General features: G+C 64.8%; 16 protein-coding genes. 11 read left to right on the forward strand and 5 right to left on the reverse strand.

All coding sequences use genetic code 11. The features are described 5' to 3' along the window. The first annotated feature begins 13 nt into the window (after positions 1 to 13). The 5 genes from AB4Y82_RS15845 to AB4Y82_RS15865 all read left to right on the forward strand — a co-directional run bounded on the left by AB4Y82_RS15845 (position 14) and on the right by AB4Y82_RS15865 (position 5,956). Positions 14 to 1,591, forward strand: coding sequence for an alpha/beta hydrolase (locus AB4Y82_RS15845; protein WP_441605532.1), 1,578 nt, complete (start codon positions 14 to 16; stop codon positions 1,589 to 1,591). Next, positions 1,588 to 2,322 carry an ABC transporter ATP-binding protein gene (locus AB4Y82_RS15850; protein ID WP_441605531.1) on the forward strand — a complete coding sequence of 245 codons (735 nt, stop codon included), beginning with the start codon at positions 1,588 to 1,590 and terminating at the stop codon, positions 2,320 to 2,322. Before AB4Y82_RS15845 ends, AB4Y82_RS15850 begins: the two co-directional genes overlap by 4 nt. A 2-nt stretch (positions 2,323 to 2,324) precedes the next feature. Further along, positions 2,325 to 3,527, forward strand: coding sequence for an ABC transporter permease (locus tag AB4Y82_RS15855; RefSeq protein ID WP_441605556.1), 1,203 nt, complete (start codon positions 2,325 to 2,327; stop codon positions 3,525 to 3,527). A 118-nt stretch (positions 3,528 to 3,645) separates the two neighbouring features. Continuing rightward, complete coding sequence (locus AB4Y82_RS15860; protein ID WP_441605530.1) at positions 3,646 to 5,349, forward strand: dipeptidyl-peptidase 3 family protein; 1,704 nt, start codon at positions 3,646 to 3,648, stop codon at positions 5,347 to 5,349. Positions 5,350 to 5,500: 151 nt separating this feature from the next. After that, on the forward strand, positions 5,501 to 5,956 hold the full coding sequence (locus AB4Y82_RS15865) for an REP-associated tyrosine transposase (RefSeq protein WP_441605529.1): 456 nt from the start codon (positions 5,501 to 5,503) through the stop codon (positions 5,954 to 5,956). A gap of 109 nt (positions 5,957 to 6,065) precedes the next feature. Here AB4Y82_RS15865 and AB4Y82_RS15870 read toward each other — a convergent pair whose 3' ends face one another. The 4 genes from AB4Y82_RS15870 to hemH form a co-directional block, all read right to left on the reverse strand. Continuing rightward, positions 6,066 to 7,940 carry an aspartyl protease family protein gene (locus AB4Y82_RS15870; RefSeq protein WP_441605528.1) on the reverse strand — a complete coding sequence of 625 codons (1,875 nt, stop codon included), beginning with the start codon at positions 7,938 to 7,940 and terminating at the stop codon, positions 6,066 to 6,068. Between the two features lie 73 nt (positions 7,941 to 8,013). Beyond that, entirely contained in the window at positions 8,014 to 8,811 is a 798-nt protein-coding gene (locus AB4Y82_RS15875) for an AraC family transcriptional regulator (RefSeq protein WP_441605527.1), read from the reverse strand. 44 nt (positions 8,812 to 8,855) lie between these two features. Continuing rightward, positions 8,856 to 9,713: an alpha/beta fold hydrolase gene (locus AB4Y82_RS15880; RefSeq protein ID WP_441605526.1), complete on the reverse strand. Its 858-nt coding sequence runs from the start codon at positions 9,711 to 9,713 to the stop codon at positions 8,856 to 8,858. Further along, complete coding sequence (hemH, locus tag AB4Y82_RS15885) at positions 9,710 to 10,774, reverse strand: ferrochelatase (RefSeq protein WP_441605525.1); 1,065 nt, start codon at positions 10,772 to 10,774, stop codon at positions 9,710 to 9,712. The genes AB4Y82_RS15880 and hemH overlap by 4 nt, the downstream gene beginning before the upstream one ends. A 109-nt stretch (positions 10,775 to 10,883) precedes the next feature. On the opposite strand from hemH, the gene AB4Y82_RS15890 reads away from it, so the two are divergent. From AB4Y82_RS15890 to AB4Y82_RS15915, 6 genes are all read left to right on the forward strand, one after another. Then, positions 10,884 to 11,573 (forward strand): lipid-binding SYLF domain-containing protein, encoded by a 690-nt coding sequence (locus AB4Y82_RS15890; protein WP_441605524.1) that lies wholly within the window; start codon positions 10,884 to 10,886, stop codon positions 11,571 to 11,573. A gap of 66 nt (positions 11,574 to 11,639) precedes the next feature. Next, a complete protein-coding gene (tatA, locus tag AB4Y82_RS15895) occupies positions 11,640 to 11,876 on the forward strand; it encodes a twin-arginine translocase TatA/TatE family subunit (RefSeq protein WP_441605523.1) in 237 nt (78 codons plus the stop codon). Between the two features lie 15 nt (positions 11,877 to 11,891). Next, positions 11,892 to 12,257: a Sec-independent protein translocase protein TatB gene (gene tatB, locus AB4Y82_RS15900; RefSeq protein ID WP_441605522.1), complete on the forward strand. Its 366-nt coding sequence runs from the start codon at positions 11,892 to 11,894 to the stop codon at positions 12,255 to 12,257. Further along, entirely contained in the window at positions 12,244 to 13,008 is a 765-nt protein-coding gene (gene tatC, locus AB4Y82_RS15905; protein WP_441605521.1) for a twin-arginine translocase subunit TatC, read from the forward strand. Before tatB ends, tatC begins: the two co-directional genes overlap by 14 nt. After that, complete coding sequence (locus AB4Y82_RS15910; RefSeq protein ID WP_441605520.1) at positions 13,005 to 13,487, forward strand: cupin domain-containing protein; 483 nt, start codon at positions 13,005 to 13,007, stop codon at positions 13,485 to 13,487. Before tatC ends, AB4Y82_RS15910 begins: the two co-directional genes overlap by 4 nt. Positions 13,488 to 13,654: 167 nt before the next feature. Continuing rightward, on the forward strand, positions 13,655 to 14,050 hold the full coding sequence (locus AB4Y82_RS15915) for a hypothetical protein (RefSeq protein WP_441605519.1): 396 nt from the start codon (positions 13,655 to 13,657) through the stop codon (positions 14,048 to 14,050). Positions 14,051 to 14,721: 671 nt separating this feature from the next. Here AB4Y82_RS15915 and AB4Y82_RS15920 read toward each other — a convergent pair. Beyond that, positions 14,722 to 16,101: a S41 family peptidase gene (locus AB4Y82_RS15920; RefSeq protein WP_441605518.1), complete on the reverse strand. Its 1,380-nt coding sequence runs from the start codon at positions 16,099 to 16,101 to the stop codon at positions 14,722 to 14,724. Between the last annotated feature and the right edge of the window lie 84 nt (positions 16,102 to 16,185).

Raw genomic sequence — 16,185 nt, forward strand, 5'->3', positions numbered from 1 at the left:
GGGGAGTACACCCATGGCAAGCAAAGGACGAACCGCCTTTCGCCTAGGCATCGTGGTCATCGCACTGGCGATACTGGGCTGGAAGCAATTTCATCCGCAGGCGAGTGCAGGCGCGCAAGACACCGCCGCTTCCGCCGACACAACCCAGGCGCCCGCCAAAGCCGCTAAACCGCAGACGTGGACGCTGGGCTCGCTCACGCTCACGCCGTGCGAGCTGGGGGAGCCCAACAGCGGGCTTTCCACTGCCGCGTGGTGCGTACCGTTCGAAGTGCCCGAGAATCGCGACGATCCGAACAGCCGCAAGATCCACCTCAAGCTCGCGGTGATCCGCAGCAGTGCACAGGTCGCCAGCAAGGACATGCTGGTGATGCTGGCGGGCGGGCCGGGACAGGCGGCCACGGAATCGTGGCCGGGCGTGTCGACGGCCCTGCAGCCGCTGCTCGCGCATCGCCATGTGGCGCTGCTCGATCAGCGTGGCACCGGCGGCTCCAATCCGCTCACCTGCAAGGATGAAGGCGAGGGCACGGAAGGCGGCTCCGAAGATGTCGACGCCAGTCCTGAGCGGCAGAAGCAGGAAACCGAACGTTGCCTCAAGCAGCTCGACGGCAAGGCAGATCCTCGCTACTACACCACCACCATCGCCGCACAGGATCTGGAAGACGTGCGCAAGGCGCTGGGTTCGCCGACCTTTGATCTGGTCGGCGTGTCCTACGGCACGCGCATGGCGCAGCAGTACGCCATGCGTTATCCCCAGGCCGTGCGCAGCCTGGTGCTCGATGGCGTGGTGCCGAACGAACTGGTGCTCGGCGAAGACTTTGCCCGCAACCTCGACGATGCGCTCAAGGCGCAGTTCGCGCAGTGCACGGCCAACGAGGCCTGCCGCAAGCGTTTCAACGATCCGTACCAGACGCTGTTCCAGCTGCGCGACGCGCTGCGCGCCAATCCGCACAAGGTGAGCTTCCGCGATCCGCAAACCTATCAGAGCGTGCAGCGCACCCTCAGCGAATACTCGCTGGCCAGCGTCGTGCGCATGTTCGCCTATTCACCGCTCACGGCCGCACTGCTGCCGCTTTCCATCGATGCCGCGGCGCATGGCGACGTCGGCCCGCTGCTGGGGCAGGCCAAGCTGCTGTCGGGCGATCTTTCCGACACCATGAACGGCGGCATGCAGCTCGCGGTGATCTGCAGTGAGGATGCCGATCTGCTGACGCCGCGCGAAGAGGATGCGCACAGCATCCTGGGCACGCGCATGGTCGATACGCTGCGCAACACCTGTTCGGTGTGGCCCAAGGGTTCGCGGCCGGCCGATTTCCACGAGCCGCTGAAAACCGATACGCCGGTGCTGCTGTTCTCCGGCCAGTTCGATCCGGTCACGCCGCCGCGCTACGGCGACGAGGTGGCCAAGAACCTGCCCAACTCGCGCCACCTCGTGCTCGCCGGCCAGGGTCACAACGTGATCAACGCGGGCTGCGCGCCGCAGATCGTCAAGCACTTCATCGAAGACCTCAAGCCCAAGGTACTGGACACCACCTGTCTGGAGCGGATGCATCCCACGCCGACCTTCATCGACTTCAACGGAGCGACGCCATGATCGAGGTAAAGGATTTACACAAGGCGTTCGGCACCGTCAAAGCGGTGGATGGCGTCAGCTTCAAGGCTCGCGATGGCGAGATCACCGGCCTGCTCGGTCCCAACGGTGCAGGCAAGACCACCACGCTGCGCATGCTGTATACGCTGATGAAGCCCGATCGCGGCCAGGTGCTGGTGGACGGCATCGATGCCGCCAGCGACGCGCTTGCCGTGCGACGCCAGCTGGGCGTGCTGCCGGATGCACGCGGACTGTACAAGCGCCTCAGTGCGCGCGAAAACATCGATTATTTCGCTCGCTTGCACGGTCTGCCCGAGGACTTGATCGTCAGTCGCCGCGAGGCGCTGGTGAAGGCGTTGGAAATGAGCGACTTCGCCGATCGCCGTACCGAAGGATTCTCCCAGGGCCAGCGTGTGAAGACGGCGATCGGGCGCGCGCTGATCCACGATCCGCGCAATGTCATTCTCGATGAACCGACCAATGGCCTGGATGTGATGGCCACGCGAGCGCTGCGGCAGTTCATGCAGCAGCTGAAAAGCGAGGGGCGCTGCGTGCTGTTCTCCAGTCACATCATGCAGGAGGTGGCGGCGCTGTGCGATCGCATCGTGGTCATCGCCAACGGCCGCGTCGTGGCGGACGAATCGCCGGCTGCGCTGCGCGACCAGACAGGCGAGGCTAACCTCGAGGATGCCTTCGTGAAGATCATCGGCAGCGAAGAGGGCCTCGCCGCATGAACATGAAAACTATCACGCCGGTGGCACGCACGCGCGCCTTCCTCACCGTGTACATGAAGGAGGTGCGCGAGAACCTGCGCGACCGACGCACCATCATGAGTGCGTTCCTCACCGGTCCGCTGCTGGGGCCGATCATCATGGTGATGTTGCTCAACATCACTCTCAACCGTCAGCTGGACAAGGCCGAGAAGCCGCTGCCGGTGCCGGTGGCCGGGGCCGAGTACGCCCCCAACCTGATCAACGCCTTGAAGGCCGAAGGCATCGTACCCAAGCCGCCCATCGCCAATCCCGAACTGGCCGTGCGCAAGCAGGATGCCGATGTGGTGCTGCGCATTTCGCCCGACTATGCCACGGCGTGGCGCAAGGGCGAGGCCGTGCAGGTGGAGTTGATCTACGACTCCTCGCAACGCGATGCCAATGCTGCGGTGGATCGTTTGTCGCAAGTGGTCGAAACCTATGCACGCCAGCAGGGTGCGATGCGTCTGGTGTCGCGCGGACTTTCGCCGAGTACCGCGTGGCCGGTGGTTGCCGCCAAGCGCGACCAGGCCACGGCGCAGGCGCGTGCCGCACTGGTGTTTTCGATCCTGCCGTACTTCTTCGTGCTCACCGTGTTCATGGGCGGCATGTATCTGGCGATCGATCTCACTGCGGGCGAACGCGAGCGGCAATCGCTGGAACCGCTGTTCGCCAATCCGGTGGCGCGCTGGAAGATTCTTGCCGGCAAGCTGGCGGCCATCTGCACGTTCTCGGCGATCAGCCTGCTGATCAGCCTGTTGGCGTTCGCCGTGGTGGGCCGTTTCATTCCGACGGAAAAACTCGGCATGGAGCTGGATCTCGGCCTGCGCTTCAGCGGGCAGGTGTTGTTGCTGATGCTGCCGCTGATCGTGTTGCTGGCCGCGCTGCAGTCGATGGTGGCGGCATTCGCCAAGAGCTATCGCGAAGCGCAAACCTATGTTTCGCTGCTGATGTTCGTGCCGGTGCTGCCCAGCATCCTTCTGTCCACCATGCCCATCAAGGCACAGGAATGGATGTACGCCGTGCCGCTGCTCGGGCAGCACCTGGGCATCATGCAATTGCTGCGTGGCGATGGCGTCACGGCGGACCAGTTCGGCCTGTGCCTGGCGGGTAGCCTGGCCGCCTCCATTGTGGGGGTGCTGGCGACGGCGCATTTGTATCAGTCCGAGCGGCTGGCGATTTCGGGGTGAGGTAGGCGCTGTTTTTTAGCTCGTCATTCCGGCCTGCGCCGGAATGACGAAAATGGAGGTAGACGCGCGTAACTCGCCGCGCGCTACCATGGCGCTTTCCTTCTATCGAGAAAGCGCCATGCGTCGCCATCTGCTTGCCCTGAGTCTTATCGCCATCCTGGCCGGCTGCAGCTCGCACGATAGCAACGCGCCTGCCGGAGCTGCTTCCGCGCCCGCGCCGGCCAGCACCACGCCGACCGTGCCGCCGCCGTCCACGGATGCGGACATCGCCACCCAGGGCTTGGCCAACTACGCGTCGGTCAAGCTCACGGCGGATCTCTCCGGCTTCGACGACAAGCAGAAGCAGATGATCGCGCTGCTGATCGAGGCGGCCGATGTCACCAACGACATCTACTGGCAGCAATCGTGGGGCGACAAGGCTGCCTTGATGGCGCGCATTCCCGACGATGTCACGCGCCAGTACGCCCAGATCAACTACGGCCCATGGGATCGCTTGAACAACGACCAGCCCTTCGTCGCCGGCGTGGGTCCTCGCCCGCCGGGCGCCCAGTTCTATCCGGCTGACATGACCAAAGAGGAATTCGACAAGTCCGATCTCAAGGACAAGGCCGGCCTCTACACCGTGCTGCGTCGAAATGCCCAGAACGCACTGGCGGTGGTGCCTTATCACGAGGCCTACCAGGCCGACCTGCAGCGCGCCGCCGGACTGCTGCGCCAGGCGGCGGATCTGTCAGCCGACAAGGAATTCGCGGGCTATCTCAAGAAGCGCGCCGATGCCTTGCTCAGCGACGATTATCGCCCCAGCGATTTCGCCTGGATGTCGATGAAGAATAATCCGGTCGACATCGTGATCGGTCCCATCGAAACCTATGAGGACCAACTGTTCGGCTACAAGGCCAGCTACGAAAGCTATGTGCTGGTGAAGGACCAGGCGTGGAGCGCCAAGCTCGCGCGCTTCACCAAATACCTGCCCGAACTGCAGCGCGAGCTGCCGGTGGGCGACAAATACAAGGCCGAGAAGCCCGGCGCCGATGCCGATCTCAATGCCTACTTCGCCGTGTACTACGCGGGCGACGCCAACGTCGGCGCCAAGACCATCGCGATCAACCTGCCCAACGACGAAGAAGTGCAGCTGAAAAAGGGCACGCGTCGCCTGCAACTGGAAAACGTGATGCAGGCGAAGTTCGACAAGATCATGCTGCCGATCGCCAAGGCGTTGGTGGCAGACGATCAGCAGTCGCACCTCACCTTCGATGCCTTCTTCGAGAACACCATGTTCCATGAAGTCGCGCACGGCCTGGGCATCAAGAACACGCTCAACGGCAAGGGCATGGTGCGCACGGCCTTGAAGGACCAGGCATCGAGCTTCGAGGAAGGCAAGGCCGATATCCTCGGCCTCTATATGGTCAGCAAGCTCGCCGACAAGGGTGAGCTGGACAAGTCCAAGCTGATGGACAACTACGTCACCTTCCTCGCCGGCATCCTGCGCTCGGTGCGTTTTGGCGCCAGTGATGCGCACGCCAAGGCCAACATGGTGCGCTTCAATTTCTTCCAGCAGCAGGGTGCTTTCAGCCGTGACGCCACGACGGGGCGCTATCGCGTCGACTTCGACAAGATGACGGCTGCCATGAACGCGCTGTCCGCCAAATTGCTCACCATCCAGGGCGATGGTGATTACGATGCCGCCAAGCAGCTGACCGATCGCATGGGCAATGTCGACGCCGCGCTGGCTGGTGATCTGAAGCGGCTGGATCAGGCGAAGATTCCGGTGGATGTAACGTTTGAGCAGGGGTTGGAGACGTTGGGGCTGCAAAAACCCTGACGAACGCGACAACCTTGTAGGAGCGCACTTGTGCGCGAACACAACCCGCCCCATCGCCAGGTCGTTGTCTATTGCATGCCAGGCACGCCCCTACGAAAGGGCAGCGAAGGCCCCGCTATCCATCCCGCGCTGACGATGCAACCGTCCGCGCATGACCTCTCCTCCGGGACATCGAGCTCTGCGCGCGGGAAGAATTTCCCACCCGGGCCACATCTACCTCCTGACAACGGTGACGGCTTATCGCCGGCCGCTGTTCAAGAACAGCGAGCTGGCTAGATCCGCCTGTCGCTGCATCCATGAGCGGGAGAATTGGGGCGATGCGTCTCTGCTGTGCTGGGTGCTGATGCCGGATCACTGGCATGGACTCGTGCAGCTCGGGCATCGCGATTCGCTGCCAATGGTCATGAATCGCTTCAAGGCAGCCGTGGCGCGGCAATTGAATTGCACGCGGACTGCGGTCGTATGGGGGCGCGGCTACCATGACCGCGCGCTTCGTCATGAGGACGATATCAGGACGGTGGCGCGGTACATCGTTGCCAATCCCTTGCGCGCGGGCCTGGTGGATAGCGTGCTTGATTACCCCTATTGGAATTGCATCTGGCTGTAGCTCGCCATTCCCTCTGTAGGAGCGCACTTGTGCGCGATCGCAGCGCTGGGATGTATCGCTCCGCCGGGTTGTCGCGCACAAGTGCGCTCCTACAAGGGAGAGGGGGCTCTTACCGCGGTGCGATATCCCTCAGCACCATCTTCAACTCCCGGCCATCCGCCAATTTCAACGCCAACGGTGTGCCATCAGGTAGATGCATGCTCAGATCGCGCAGCGCGCCAAAGCTCATGCTCGCTGCCGCTTTTCCATTCGCTGCCACGATCGCGTCGCCCTTCTTGAGTCCAGCCTGCTGCGCGGGGCTGCCCGGCGTGACGTTGATGACGTTGAAGCGATCCGGATGGTCCTGGGATTTCTCAGCGCGAAAGCCCGCCATGCCGTAGTGCCACACGGGGACAGGGTCGCGTGGCATCAGCACCATCTGCTGGTGGCGGTAGTCGAAGTGCACGTTGTAGCGCGACAGGATGTCCTGGCCGATATTCCCTGCTTCGCTCGGGTTGCCTGTGGCGCCGGCGTCGTTGCGGGTGAGCATGGCGACGACGTTGTCCATGCGCTGCGTGCCGAGGGTGAACTCCTTGGCGTGGGCGATGTGTGCGGTGAAGAGGCCGCCGACGCCGCCGGTGGGTATCGGCAGGCCCTGCTCGTAGCGTGCCGCGATGCCGTTGCGTTGAGCCCACTGGGGGAAGGTGAGCACGTAGCCGGCGTTGCCGGTGTCGATGCCGAACATGCCGTTATGGCCGTCCTGATTGGCCTCCACCAGCGGCATGTCATCGGTGAAGCGCAGCGCCACGACGTCGCCTTGCTTGATCGGCGGTGCTTCGCCCAGGTCATACGGCTTGAGGTGCAGCTGATGGTGGTCGTAGTCGAACGTGATCGCAAAGCGCTCGAACATTTCCAGGCCGAGAATGCCGGCGATCGGCGCACCGTTGCCGCGCTCGTAGAAGCTGTAGGGGTAGGGCAGCACGGTATAGGTGAGATCGCGGATATGCGCGTTACCCAGACCAGTGTCATGCACCTTGGTATACGACGTACTCATCGTTCCTGATCCCGAGCCGCCGCTCACGCCCTGGCCCTGTGTCTGGAAACCCAGCTGTTTGGCCGCGTCGCTGGTGAGAATCGCATGGCCGCCGGTGTCGAGGATGAAGGGCATCGGCGCACGCCCGTCGATGCTCACATCGACGATCAGGATGCCTCCTTCGAGCTGCATGGGCGTCACCGCCTCCGTCGCACCGTTGACCATGGTGACGTCGCGGACCTTGCCATCGGGACGCTGCAGATCGGTTGTCGGAACATTGCTGAGTACGCGATAGCGTTCGACGGTATCCACGCTCTCGCCATCGGCATTGCCGGCGAGGTTGGCGCGCGAGCTGGCGATGCGGAAGGGTAGCGGCAGGCCGTCCACATCGCGGTAGTCGCTGTAGCGTTCGGTGGCGATCAGGAAGGAAGTCGCGTAGATCGCGCGATCCAGCCGATGCGTAGTGGCATCGATCCACAGCGTGACGAGACGCCCGCCGGCCGGCGTGGCTTCGATGCGCTGATAGGTGTGGCCGTTGTCCTGGGCGTCGGGCAGGTGATGGTATTGGACGGAGGAATCCGCATCGAGAAAGCCGTAGCGGCGCAGCCAGCTAGCGGTGACGTCGACGGTGCGTGCCTCATCCGAATCCAACGGATGAATCATGCCGGTGATGTCTTCGCGCCAGTGGCCTTGCGCATCGATGCCCTCGGCAGTGCCGAACACATCGTTGTGCATGCGCGTGAGGTAATGGCCGCTACGCAGGTCCACCGTGGCCTGCCAGGGGCCGGTCAGTCCGTCGCCTGCTTCGCGGCCTTCGGCCTGCAGTGCGGCGACGTGTTGCCAGCGGTCGCCACCGTGGGCCTGGCGCAGACTGGCAAGTACGGCGGCGCTGTCATCAGCGGGTGCAGCGAAAGCCTGGCTCAGCGCACCGGCGAGCAACAACACGAGCAGGGGACGGGCGCGATGCAGCATGGGGGACACTCCGTGGTCGGGTGTCGTCATGGTCCGTCGGTTGGCGCGCCCGGTCTAGGACGTGCGTGGCGTATCAGCACGTGCGTTGCGTTCTGTGCCGGTAGTCACGCGGCGTTTCACCGGTGAGGTGACGGAACACGCGAGCGAAATGACTCTGGTCGTTGAAGCCGGCCATGGCGGCCACTTCGGCGATGGAGCGCTGCGACTCGCCTAGCGCCTTGCGCGCGAGCGCGATGCGCAAGCCGCGCTGGTATTCGCCGATCGAGGTGCCCTTGGCCTGCTGAAAGCCGCGCGCGAGATGAGAGCGATGGACGCCTGCCAAAGCCGCCAGTTCCTGCAATGACGGCGTGGCGAGGGGGTCATCGTGCAGGCGATCCAGGACGCGCTGCAGCCAGGCGGGGCGTCGCTGGTCGTCAGCACGACAGGCGAGCGCCACCAGCTCCAACACGGCTGACGACAAAGCGAGCGCGGCGGCATCATCGGTCGCGCGCAATTCGCGTTCGATGCGGGCGAGCAGGCGATCCGCATCGGGCAGTCGCAGTTGGCGATGTTCGCCAAGCAGACGCGATACCCCGTCGCCGGCCATATCGTCGAGAAAGATGCTGATGCAGCGCGCGCCTTCGGGCCCGAAGCGATTGGCGTGTCGATGGCCCTGCGGATGCGTCAGAAGCGCGCCCGGTCGGCATTCGAGTTCCTGCTCGCCCGCTTGCTGGGTATAGCCGCCTGTAGCGACCAGGCACAGATACGCCTCGTCGTGCTCATGCCACGGCAAGGCGCTGCCGCCGGCATACGGCGTGGCGGACACCTGCAGGTCGCCGAGTTGCCGCAGCCGTTCGGGTTGACCGTAGTTGGCGCGTTGTAGATGTTGCATGGCGCCAGTCTAGACCGCTGCCGCGCCGGGGCATGTGCCGTCGGTCAGGCGTGCTCGCCGTCCAGATGCGCGTTCGCCCAGCGGGCGACGGCTTCGGGGTGTTCCAGCTGCAGATGGTGGCCGCCATCCAGATGCGTCACCGCGATATCGGCCACGCAGGCGGCGCGTGCCTGCATGCGGGGGCCGGGCAGGTAGGGCGTGTCGGGTCGGGCGAGCAGCAGCGCGGTGGGCGCTTCGATGCCGCGCAGGATGGCGCGCACCTGTTCTTCGGTGAGTCGGATGGAGGAGGGGCGATTGACTCGTGCATCGCTGCGCCAGTACCAGCCGTGCTCGCTCTTGTGCAGGCCACGCTCGACGATGGGACGCGCCTGATCGGCGGGCAGGCCACTGGCCATGGTGCGCGCGCTGATCGCCATGTCGATGGACGGGAACGAACGCAGCGAACGGCCGGTGGCCTCGCTCGCCATCGCATCGCGGAATTGGCGCAATGTGTGGTGACCATCGTCGGCGATCGGGCCCAGCCCTTCGATCAGCAGCAGTCGGTCGATGCGCTCCGGCTTGGCCGCGGCAACCATCGAACCGATGCCCGCGCCCAGCGAGTGGCCCATCAGGTGGCAACGCGTCAGTCCCAGCGCATCGATCGCGCCAAGCACCGAGCGCACGTAGTCGACCAGGTGATATTGCATGCCGGGCGGCAGATGATCGGAATGACCATGACCCGGCAGTTCGAGCGCAATCACCTGCCAGCGTTCGGCCAGCAGCGGAGCGAGTCGCGCATAGCTCCACGCATTGTCCAGCCAGCCGTGCAGGGCCAGCAGCGGCGGCGCTTGTTCGTCGCCCCACACCTGCGCGCTCAGGCGCAGATGCGGCAGCCGTACCTCGCGCTCGACCGGGGCTTTCATGCCGGCGTGCCGACGCGTGGGGCGAAGGCGGACCAGCCGCCGGTGTGGCGTCTCACCAGCGCGGCCAGGCTGTCGATCTGCTCGGGCGTGTCATTGAGCGCTGGGATGTAACGCAGTTCGCTGCCGCCGGCCTCGACGAAAAAATCGCGGTTCTGCATGGCGATTTCTTCCAGCGTCTCCAGGCAGTCCACGGCGAAACCCGGGCAGGCGACGTCGAGCCGCTTGATGCCGCTCGCCGCCAGCTCGCGCACGGTGGCGTCGGTATAGGGGTGCAGCCAGGACTCGCGTCCCACCCGCGACTGGTAGCTCACCAGCAGCTGCGGCTCCTCCAGCGCCAGTCGCTGTCGCAACGCGTGTGCGGTGGCCTGGCACTGGTCGAAGTAGGGATCGCCCTCGCGCACATAGCGCTCGGGAATGCCGTGGAAGGAGAGCAGCAACTTGTCGCCGCGACCGTGCGCCGCCCACCATTGCTCGATGCTGCGCGCCAGCGCTTCGATATGGCCCGGGTCGTCGTGATAGTCGTTGACCAGCCGCAGCTCGGGCGGCCAGCGCAACGACTGCATGGACTCGGCCACGGCGTCGATCACCGAGCCGGTGGAGGTGGCGGAATATTGGGGATACAACGGCAGTACTAACAGGTGACGCACGCCCTCGCGTTGCAGCCGCTCGATTTGCGCGGGCACCGAGGGCTGGCCATAACGCATCGCCAACGCCACGCGCACGGGTTCCGCACATGTCTCCGAAAGCTTGTCCTGCAGTCGCGCGGCCAGTGCCTCGCTGCCCACGCGCAGCGGCGAGCCCTGCGCCGTCCAGATGCGCTGGTAGGCGTGGGCCGAACGCGCAGGGCGCACACGCAGGATCACGCCGTGCAGGATCAGCCACCAGAGCCAGCGCGGATAGTCGATCACTCGGCGGTCGCCCAGGAACTGGGCGAGATACGGGCGCACCGCCTTGGCCGTGGGCGCCTCTGGTGTGCCCAGGTTCACCAACAGCACTGCAGCCTGAACGGGAAGGTCTCGGGAAGCGCCGGCAACGCCGGTATAGTCATCGCTGCGTGGCATCGTGGCTCAGACGGAAGAAATCCGCCGCAAGTCTGCCACAAGCCAAAGAAGCCGCCGTGGACATCATCGCCGCAGGCTGCCACCCCGAATTCAAGCCAAGGAGTCGTCCATGTTCAAAGCATCGCTGCACCGTCTGTTGCTCGCGTCCCTGGTTCTGTTGCTGCCGGCCATGGCCGCGCATGCGGAAGACCCGCCGCTGGTGCGCGCCCAGAACGCCGTGCGCGTGTTGAGCGACATCATGGAGGCGCCGGACAAGTCGATCCCGACCGACCTGCTCAAGCAAGCCAAGGCCATCGCCGTGATCCCTGACCTGCTCAAGGTGGGCTTCGTGTTCGGCGGCCGTCGCGGCGAGGGCCTGATCTCGGTGAAGGGGCCGGACGGCACCTGGTCCAACCCCAGCTTCATCACCATGACAGGCGGCAGCGTGGGCTTCCAGGCCGGCGCCTCGTCGACCGACGTGATCCTGGTGTTCCGTACCCAGCGCGGCGTGGACAGCATCGTCAACGGCAAATTCACGATCGGCGCGGACGCCGCCGCCGCGGCCGGCCCGGTGGGCCGTACGGCCCAGGCCTCCACCGACAGCGACTTCAAGGCCGAGATCTACTCCTATTCCCGCTCGCGCGGCCTGTTTGCGGGCGTGGCCCTGGACGGCTCGGCCCTGCGCATCGACTACGACGCCAACGAGGCCATTTACGGCAAGGGCATCACCCCGCGCCGCATCTTCGAGGGTGGCGTGGGCAACGTGCCGACCCAGGTGGTCGATTTCAGGGATCGCCTTGAGGAGTACACTCAGCGATGATAGGGAGCGGCGGCGCGACGGCGTGACAGTTTCGTTCCGCCGCTTACCATTCGAGGCCTGATTCTAATGAGCATCACCCATCTACTCATCCTGCTGGTCGTCGTCGTGCTGATCTTCGGCACCAAGAAGCTGCGCAATATCGGCGGCGACATCGGCGGCGCCGTCCGCGATTTCAAGAAGGGTTTGGATGGCGGCGACGAAGCCCCCAAGCCGAACGATCCGAACGCGACCCTGCGCGCCGATCCGCCGCCCGCTGGCCCCAGCCAGACGCAGAACCAGCACGACACCACCGAACCCAAGTAAGGCGGCTCGAGGGTCATGATCGAAATCAGCTTCGGCAAGCTGGTCTTGCTCGCGCTCGTCGCGCTGATCGTGCTTGGCCCGGAAAAGCTGCCGCATGCCGCTCGCACCGCGGGTGTGTTCCTGCGGCGCGTGCGTACCGGCTGGGACAGCGTGCGTGCGGAAGTGGAGCGCGAGCTGCAGGTGGAAGAGATCCGCCGCCAGGCGCGCGAAGTGGCCTCCAAAGCCGAAGCCGCCCAGGCCGAGCTGGACGAGACGTTGCGCAAGATGCGTCCTGAAGGCGTGCCGTCCAAACCGTCCGAGCCACCCGTTGCCGAGCCGGTAGCGGACGTGGCCGCCGCCACCGCCACCGCGACCAAGGAAGCTCCGCATGGCGGCGCCTGAGCTCGAAGGCCCCGGGGCCGATGACCTGGAACAAGGTCTCTTTTCGCATCTGATCGAACTGCGCTCGCGCCTGATGCGCGCGATCGTGACCGTGCTGCTGGTGCTTGGCGCCCTCGTGCCATTCGCCAACCGCTTGTACACGGAGCTGGCCGCGCCGCTGGTGTCGCGCCTGCCGCAGGGCGCCCATCTGATTGCCACCGAGGTGGCCAGTCCGTTCGTCACGCCGCTGAAGCTGGCCTTCTATGCGGCGCTGTTCATCAGCATGCCGATGATCGTCTACCAGCTGTGGGCCTTCGTGAGCCCCGGCCTGTACCGCAACGAGAAGCGACTGGCGCGCCCCCTGCTGGTGGCAGCGCTGTTCCTGTTTTATCTCGGCTGCGCCTTCGCGTATTTCCTGGTGCTGCCGGCGGCGTTCCGCTTCCTCACGGCGGTGACGCCGCAGGGCGTGGAAATGATGACCGACATCACGCACTACCTCGACTTCGTGATGTTGATGTTCTTCGCGTTTGGCCTGTGCTTCGAGGTGCCGGTGGCGGTGGTGATCCTCGCCGCGATCGGCGTGGTGAACCTGGAGCAGCTGCGCAACGGTCGTCGCTATGCCGTGGTCGGCGCGTTCGCCATTGCCGCCTTCATCACGCCGCCTGACATCACCTCGATGATCATGCTGGCCATTCCGATGTGCCTGCTCTATGAGCTGGGCATGCTGGCGGTACGCTGGTTGATCAAGCCCACCGACGCGCCAGCCACATGAGCGATGCCGCTGCCCGCGCTGCTCAACTGAAAGAGGCGCTGCAGCTGCAGCCGCACGTGGAAGGCGGCCACTATCGCCGCATCCATCCGCCCAAGGCGGGTGGCGACGGCGCCGGCGCCCGGCACGCATTGAGCGCGATCCACTACTTGCTCGAGGCGGGCGAATTCAGCCACTGGCATCGGGTCGATGCCGAGGAAGCCTGGCACTTCGTCGAAGGCGAACCGCTGGAGCTGCTGATCTACCACGCGGCCAACAAGCGCCTGGAGCGTTGCTGTCTCGGGCCGTTGGCGCCAGGCGTGGACACGCTGGCCGTCGTACCGGCCGGCGCCTGGCAGGCAGCTCGACCGCTCGGCCGTTACACCCTGGTGACTTGCCTGGTGGCGCCTGCGTTCGAATATGAGGGCTTTGAGATCCTCTCCGAGGACGCCACATTGGCTGGTCATCTGGCGGGCCTGGCTCCGGAAATTCCGCTGTCCTGAGCGGCCACGTGCGGTTGCTCGTCTTCGCGACGAAGAGAGCTTCGATCTACTTCCAAGACTGATCCGATGGTCTGCCTCGGATGGTCGCTCCATAGTTGCAGTTTGGGTCCGAAGGGCTGCGGACGTGATGTCCCGTGCCCGGTTGGGTCTGCAAGGAGTGGCTAGGCGTGAGCAAGTTCGTGAAAGCATCTCTGGTGGTGTTGGCGGTACTGATGATCCTGGGTGGCGCGGCGTTCGCCTGGACCCAGCACAGGATTGGAAGCAGCCTGGAATTCGCGGCGCGCGAATTGCCGCCTATCGCCGATCGAATCGGCGATGTATCGCGGGTGGAGAACATCCATTTGAGCGAATACGCGGCTCATTGCGCCATGGATGTGTGTGAGCGCTATGTCTCGCGTGTCGTGGGTTCGAAGGGCGCCCTGCTGATGGCGGCCGACGTGGCGCCTCAGGCGGCGGATCCAGACGATGAGGTCAGCCATATTGTCCTGTGCGAGGAGGATGGGGCGTTGATCGATCGCATGGGGGATGTGGGGGAGATCGCTGGCGGGTTGTACTGTTTGTAACGTTGTCGCGATCTGCCTCGCCCGTCGCGTCAGACGGGCACCCGGGCGGCAAGCGCTACATCACGAGCCAAACAACGCCCGCCGTTGCCGCGCGCCTCTTTTGTAGGAGCGCACTTGTGCGCGACCAGCCGACGGAGCGTTACACCCATGCGCTGCGGTCGCGCACAAGTGCGCTCCTACAAGGGATCGCGCAGGCCGGTACCGATCGGCTCTTTGTGGGAGCGCACCCTGTGCGCGACAAACCTACGGAGCGGTGCACCGCAGCGTGGCTGTCGCGCACAGGGTGCGCTCCCACAGACAAGCACGCGTGGCAAAGGGAATGCGGGACGACTAAAGCCGATGCGCAGCGAGGCCCGGCTTTAAGTCCTCAGCGACTCGGGCGCGTTGCGCAGCGCTTTGAAGTACCCCCTCTGTACCCTCGAAGGTTGTCCCACAACGACTCGCCTCGAGCGTTCGGGCTTATCCCAGCACCATGCTGCGGGTGTTATGGCGCAGGGATGAAAAGCGAAGGCGTCCCCGCACCGGGATGACGATCAAAACCGATCCACCCCGCACCGCCCAAAAAGAAAAGCCGCCTCAAACAAGGCGGCTCCTCCAGAACATCCACATCGTTCGCTCCACCCAGGAACAACCCTCACAGGTCATCCCCACAAACGATCAGCTAAGACGGATCAATGCTTGCTCGGCGCAGCCGTCGCCGGCACCGGCGCCGCATAGGGCCCGCGATTCAACGCCAACCCCTTCAACACATTCAACGCCTGCGACAACGCATAGTCCTGCGTCGCCAGCTTCGCATTCTCGGCGCTGCCGTCGTTGTCGATGTCCTTGCCCAGTTTCGAATCTTCGTTGGCAAGATGATTGGGCAGGTCGGCTTCCGAGCTCACCAGCACGGCGGCGCTGTCGGCCTTGTTCACCGCGAGGTCGGCGAGGGGGATATCGGGCTTGATGCCTTCGGCCTGGATCGAGGTGCCGTTGGGGGTGTAATAGCGGGCGGTGGTGATCTTCACCGCGTGTTCGTTGTCCAGCGGCAGTACCGTCTGCACGACGCCCTTGCCGAACGTGCGGCGGCCGACAATCAGCGCGCGGCGGTTGTCCTTGAGTGCGCCAGCCACGATTTCAGCGGCCGAGGCGGTGCCGTTGTCCACCAGTACGACCATGGGCGCGCCATTGAGCAAATCGCCGGCGTGCGCCTCGAAGCTGAGATTGGAATCCTGCAGGCGACCGCGCGTGGTGACGATGGTGCCGGCGTTGAGGAAATCATCGCTCACGCCCACCGCTGCCGTGAGCAGGCCGCCCGGATTGGAGCGCAGATCCAGGATGGCGCCCTTTTGCGTGCCGTTCTTGCGGATCAGCTCGCCGAGCTTCTTTTCCAGATCCGGCGCGGTGTCATCCTGGAATTGGCTGATGCGGATATAGGCGTAGCCGGGTTGGATCTCGCGCGTCTTGACGCTGGTGACCGAGATTTTCTCGCGCACCAGCGGCATGTCGATGGGCTTGTCGCTCTTCTCGTGCAGGATGGTGAGCGTCACCTTGCTGCCTGCATCGCCGCGCAGCGCCTTGAACATGTCGTCGATGTTCTCCGGGTCCACCACCTTGCCATCGACTTTCACGATGGTATCCCCCGGCTTGATGCCGGCGCGCGAGGCGGGTGTGTCGTCGATGGGGGCGATGATGCGCAGCGTGCCGTCGACCTGCAGCACTTCGATGCCGAGGCCGCCGTATTGGCCGGTGGTGTCCTCGCTCAGTTCGTCCAGGCCTGCCTTGTCCAGGTATTCGCTGTGCGGATCGAGGCCGCTGAGCATGCCGCTGATGGCGGCCTTCATCAGGGTCTTGTTGTCCACCGGCTCCACGTAGGCCTGACGAACAATTTCATAGACGCGGCTGAAGTTGCGCACGTCGTCGAGGTCTACGCGGTCGGGGGCGGACGAGGCCTTGGCCGGTGCGACGTCGGCGGCCTTCTTGGCGGGGCTGGCCGGGGTGGGCGCGGTCTGCGCCTGCACCAGCGGCGCCGCCAGCAGCAGGACGGCCAGGCTCAAGGTGGGAAACCGCATGGATGGGGGACTCCGGTATAGCCGTGGGGGCGTGCCCGGCAGCGGGCCGCGTTGCCGCTTTGACCGCCGGATGTCGCCAAAATT

It is taken from the genome of Dyella sp. 2YAF14, from assembly GCF_052114725.1.
GTDB lineage: Bacteria > Pseudomonadota > Gammaproteobacteria > Xanthomonadales > Rhodanobacteraceae > Dyella.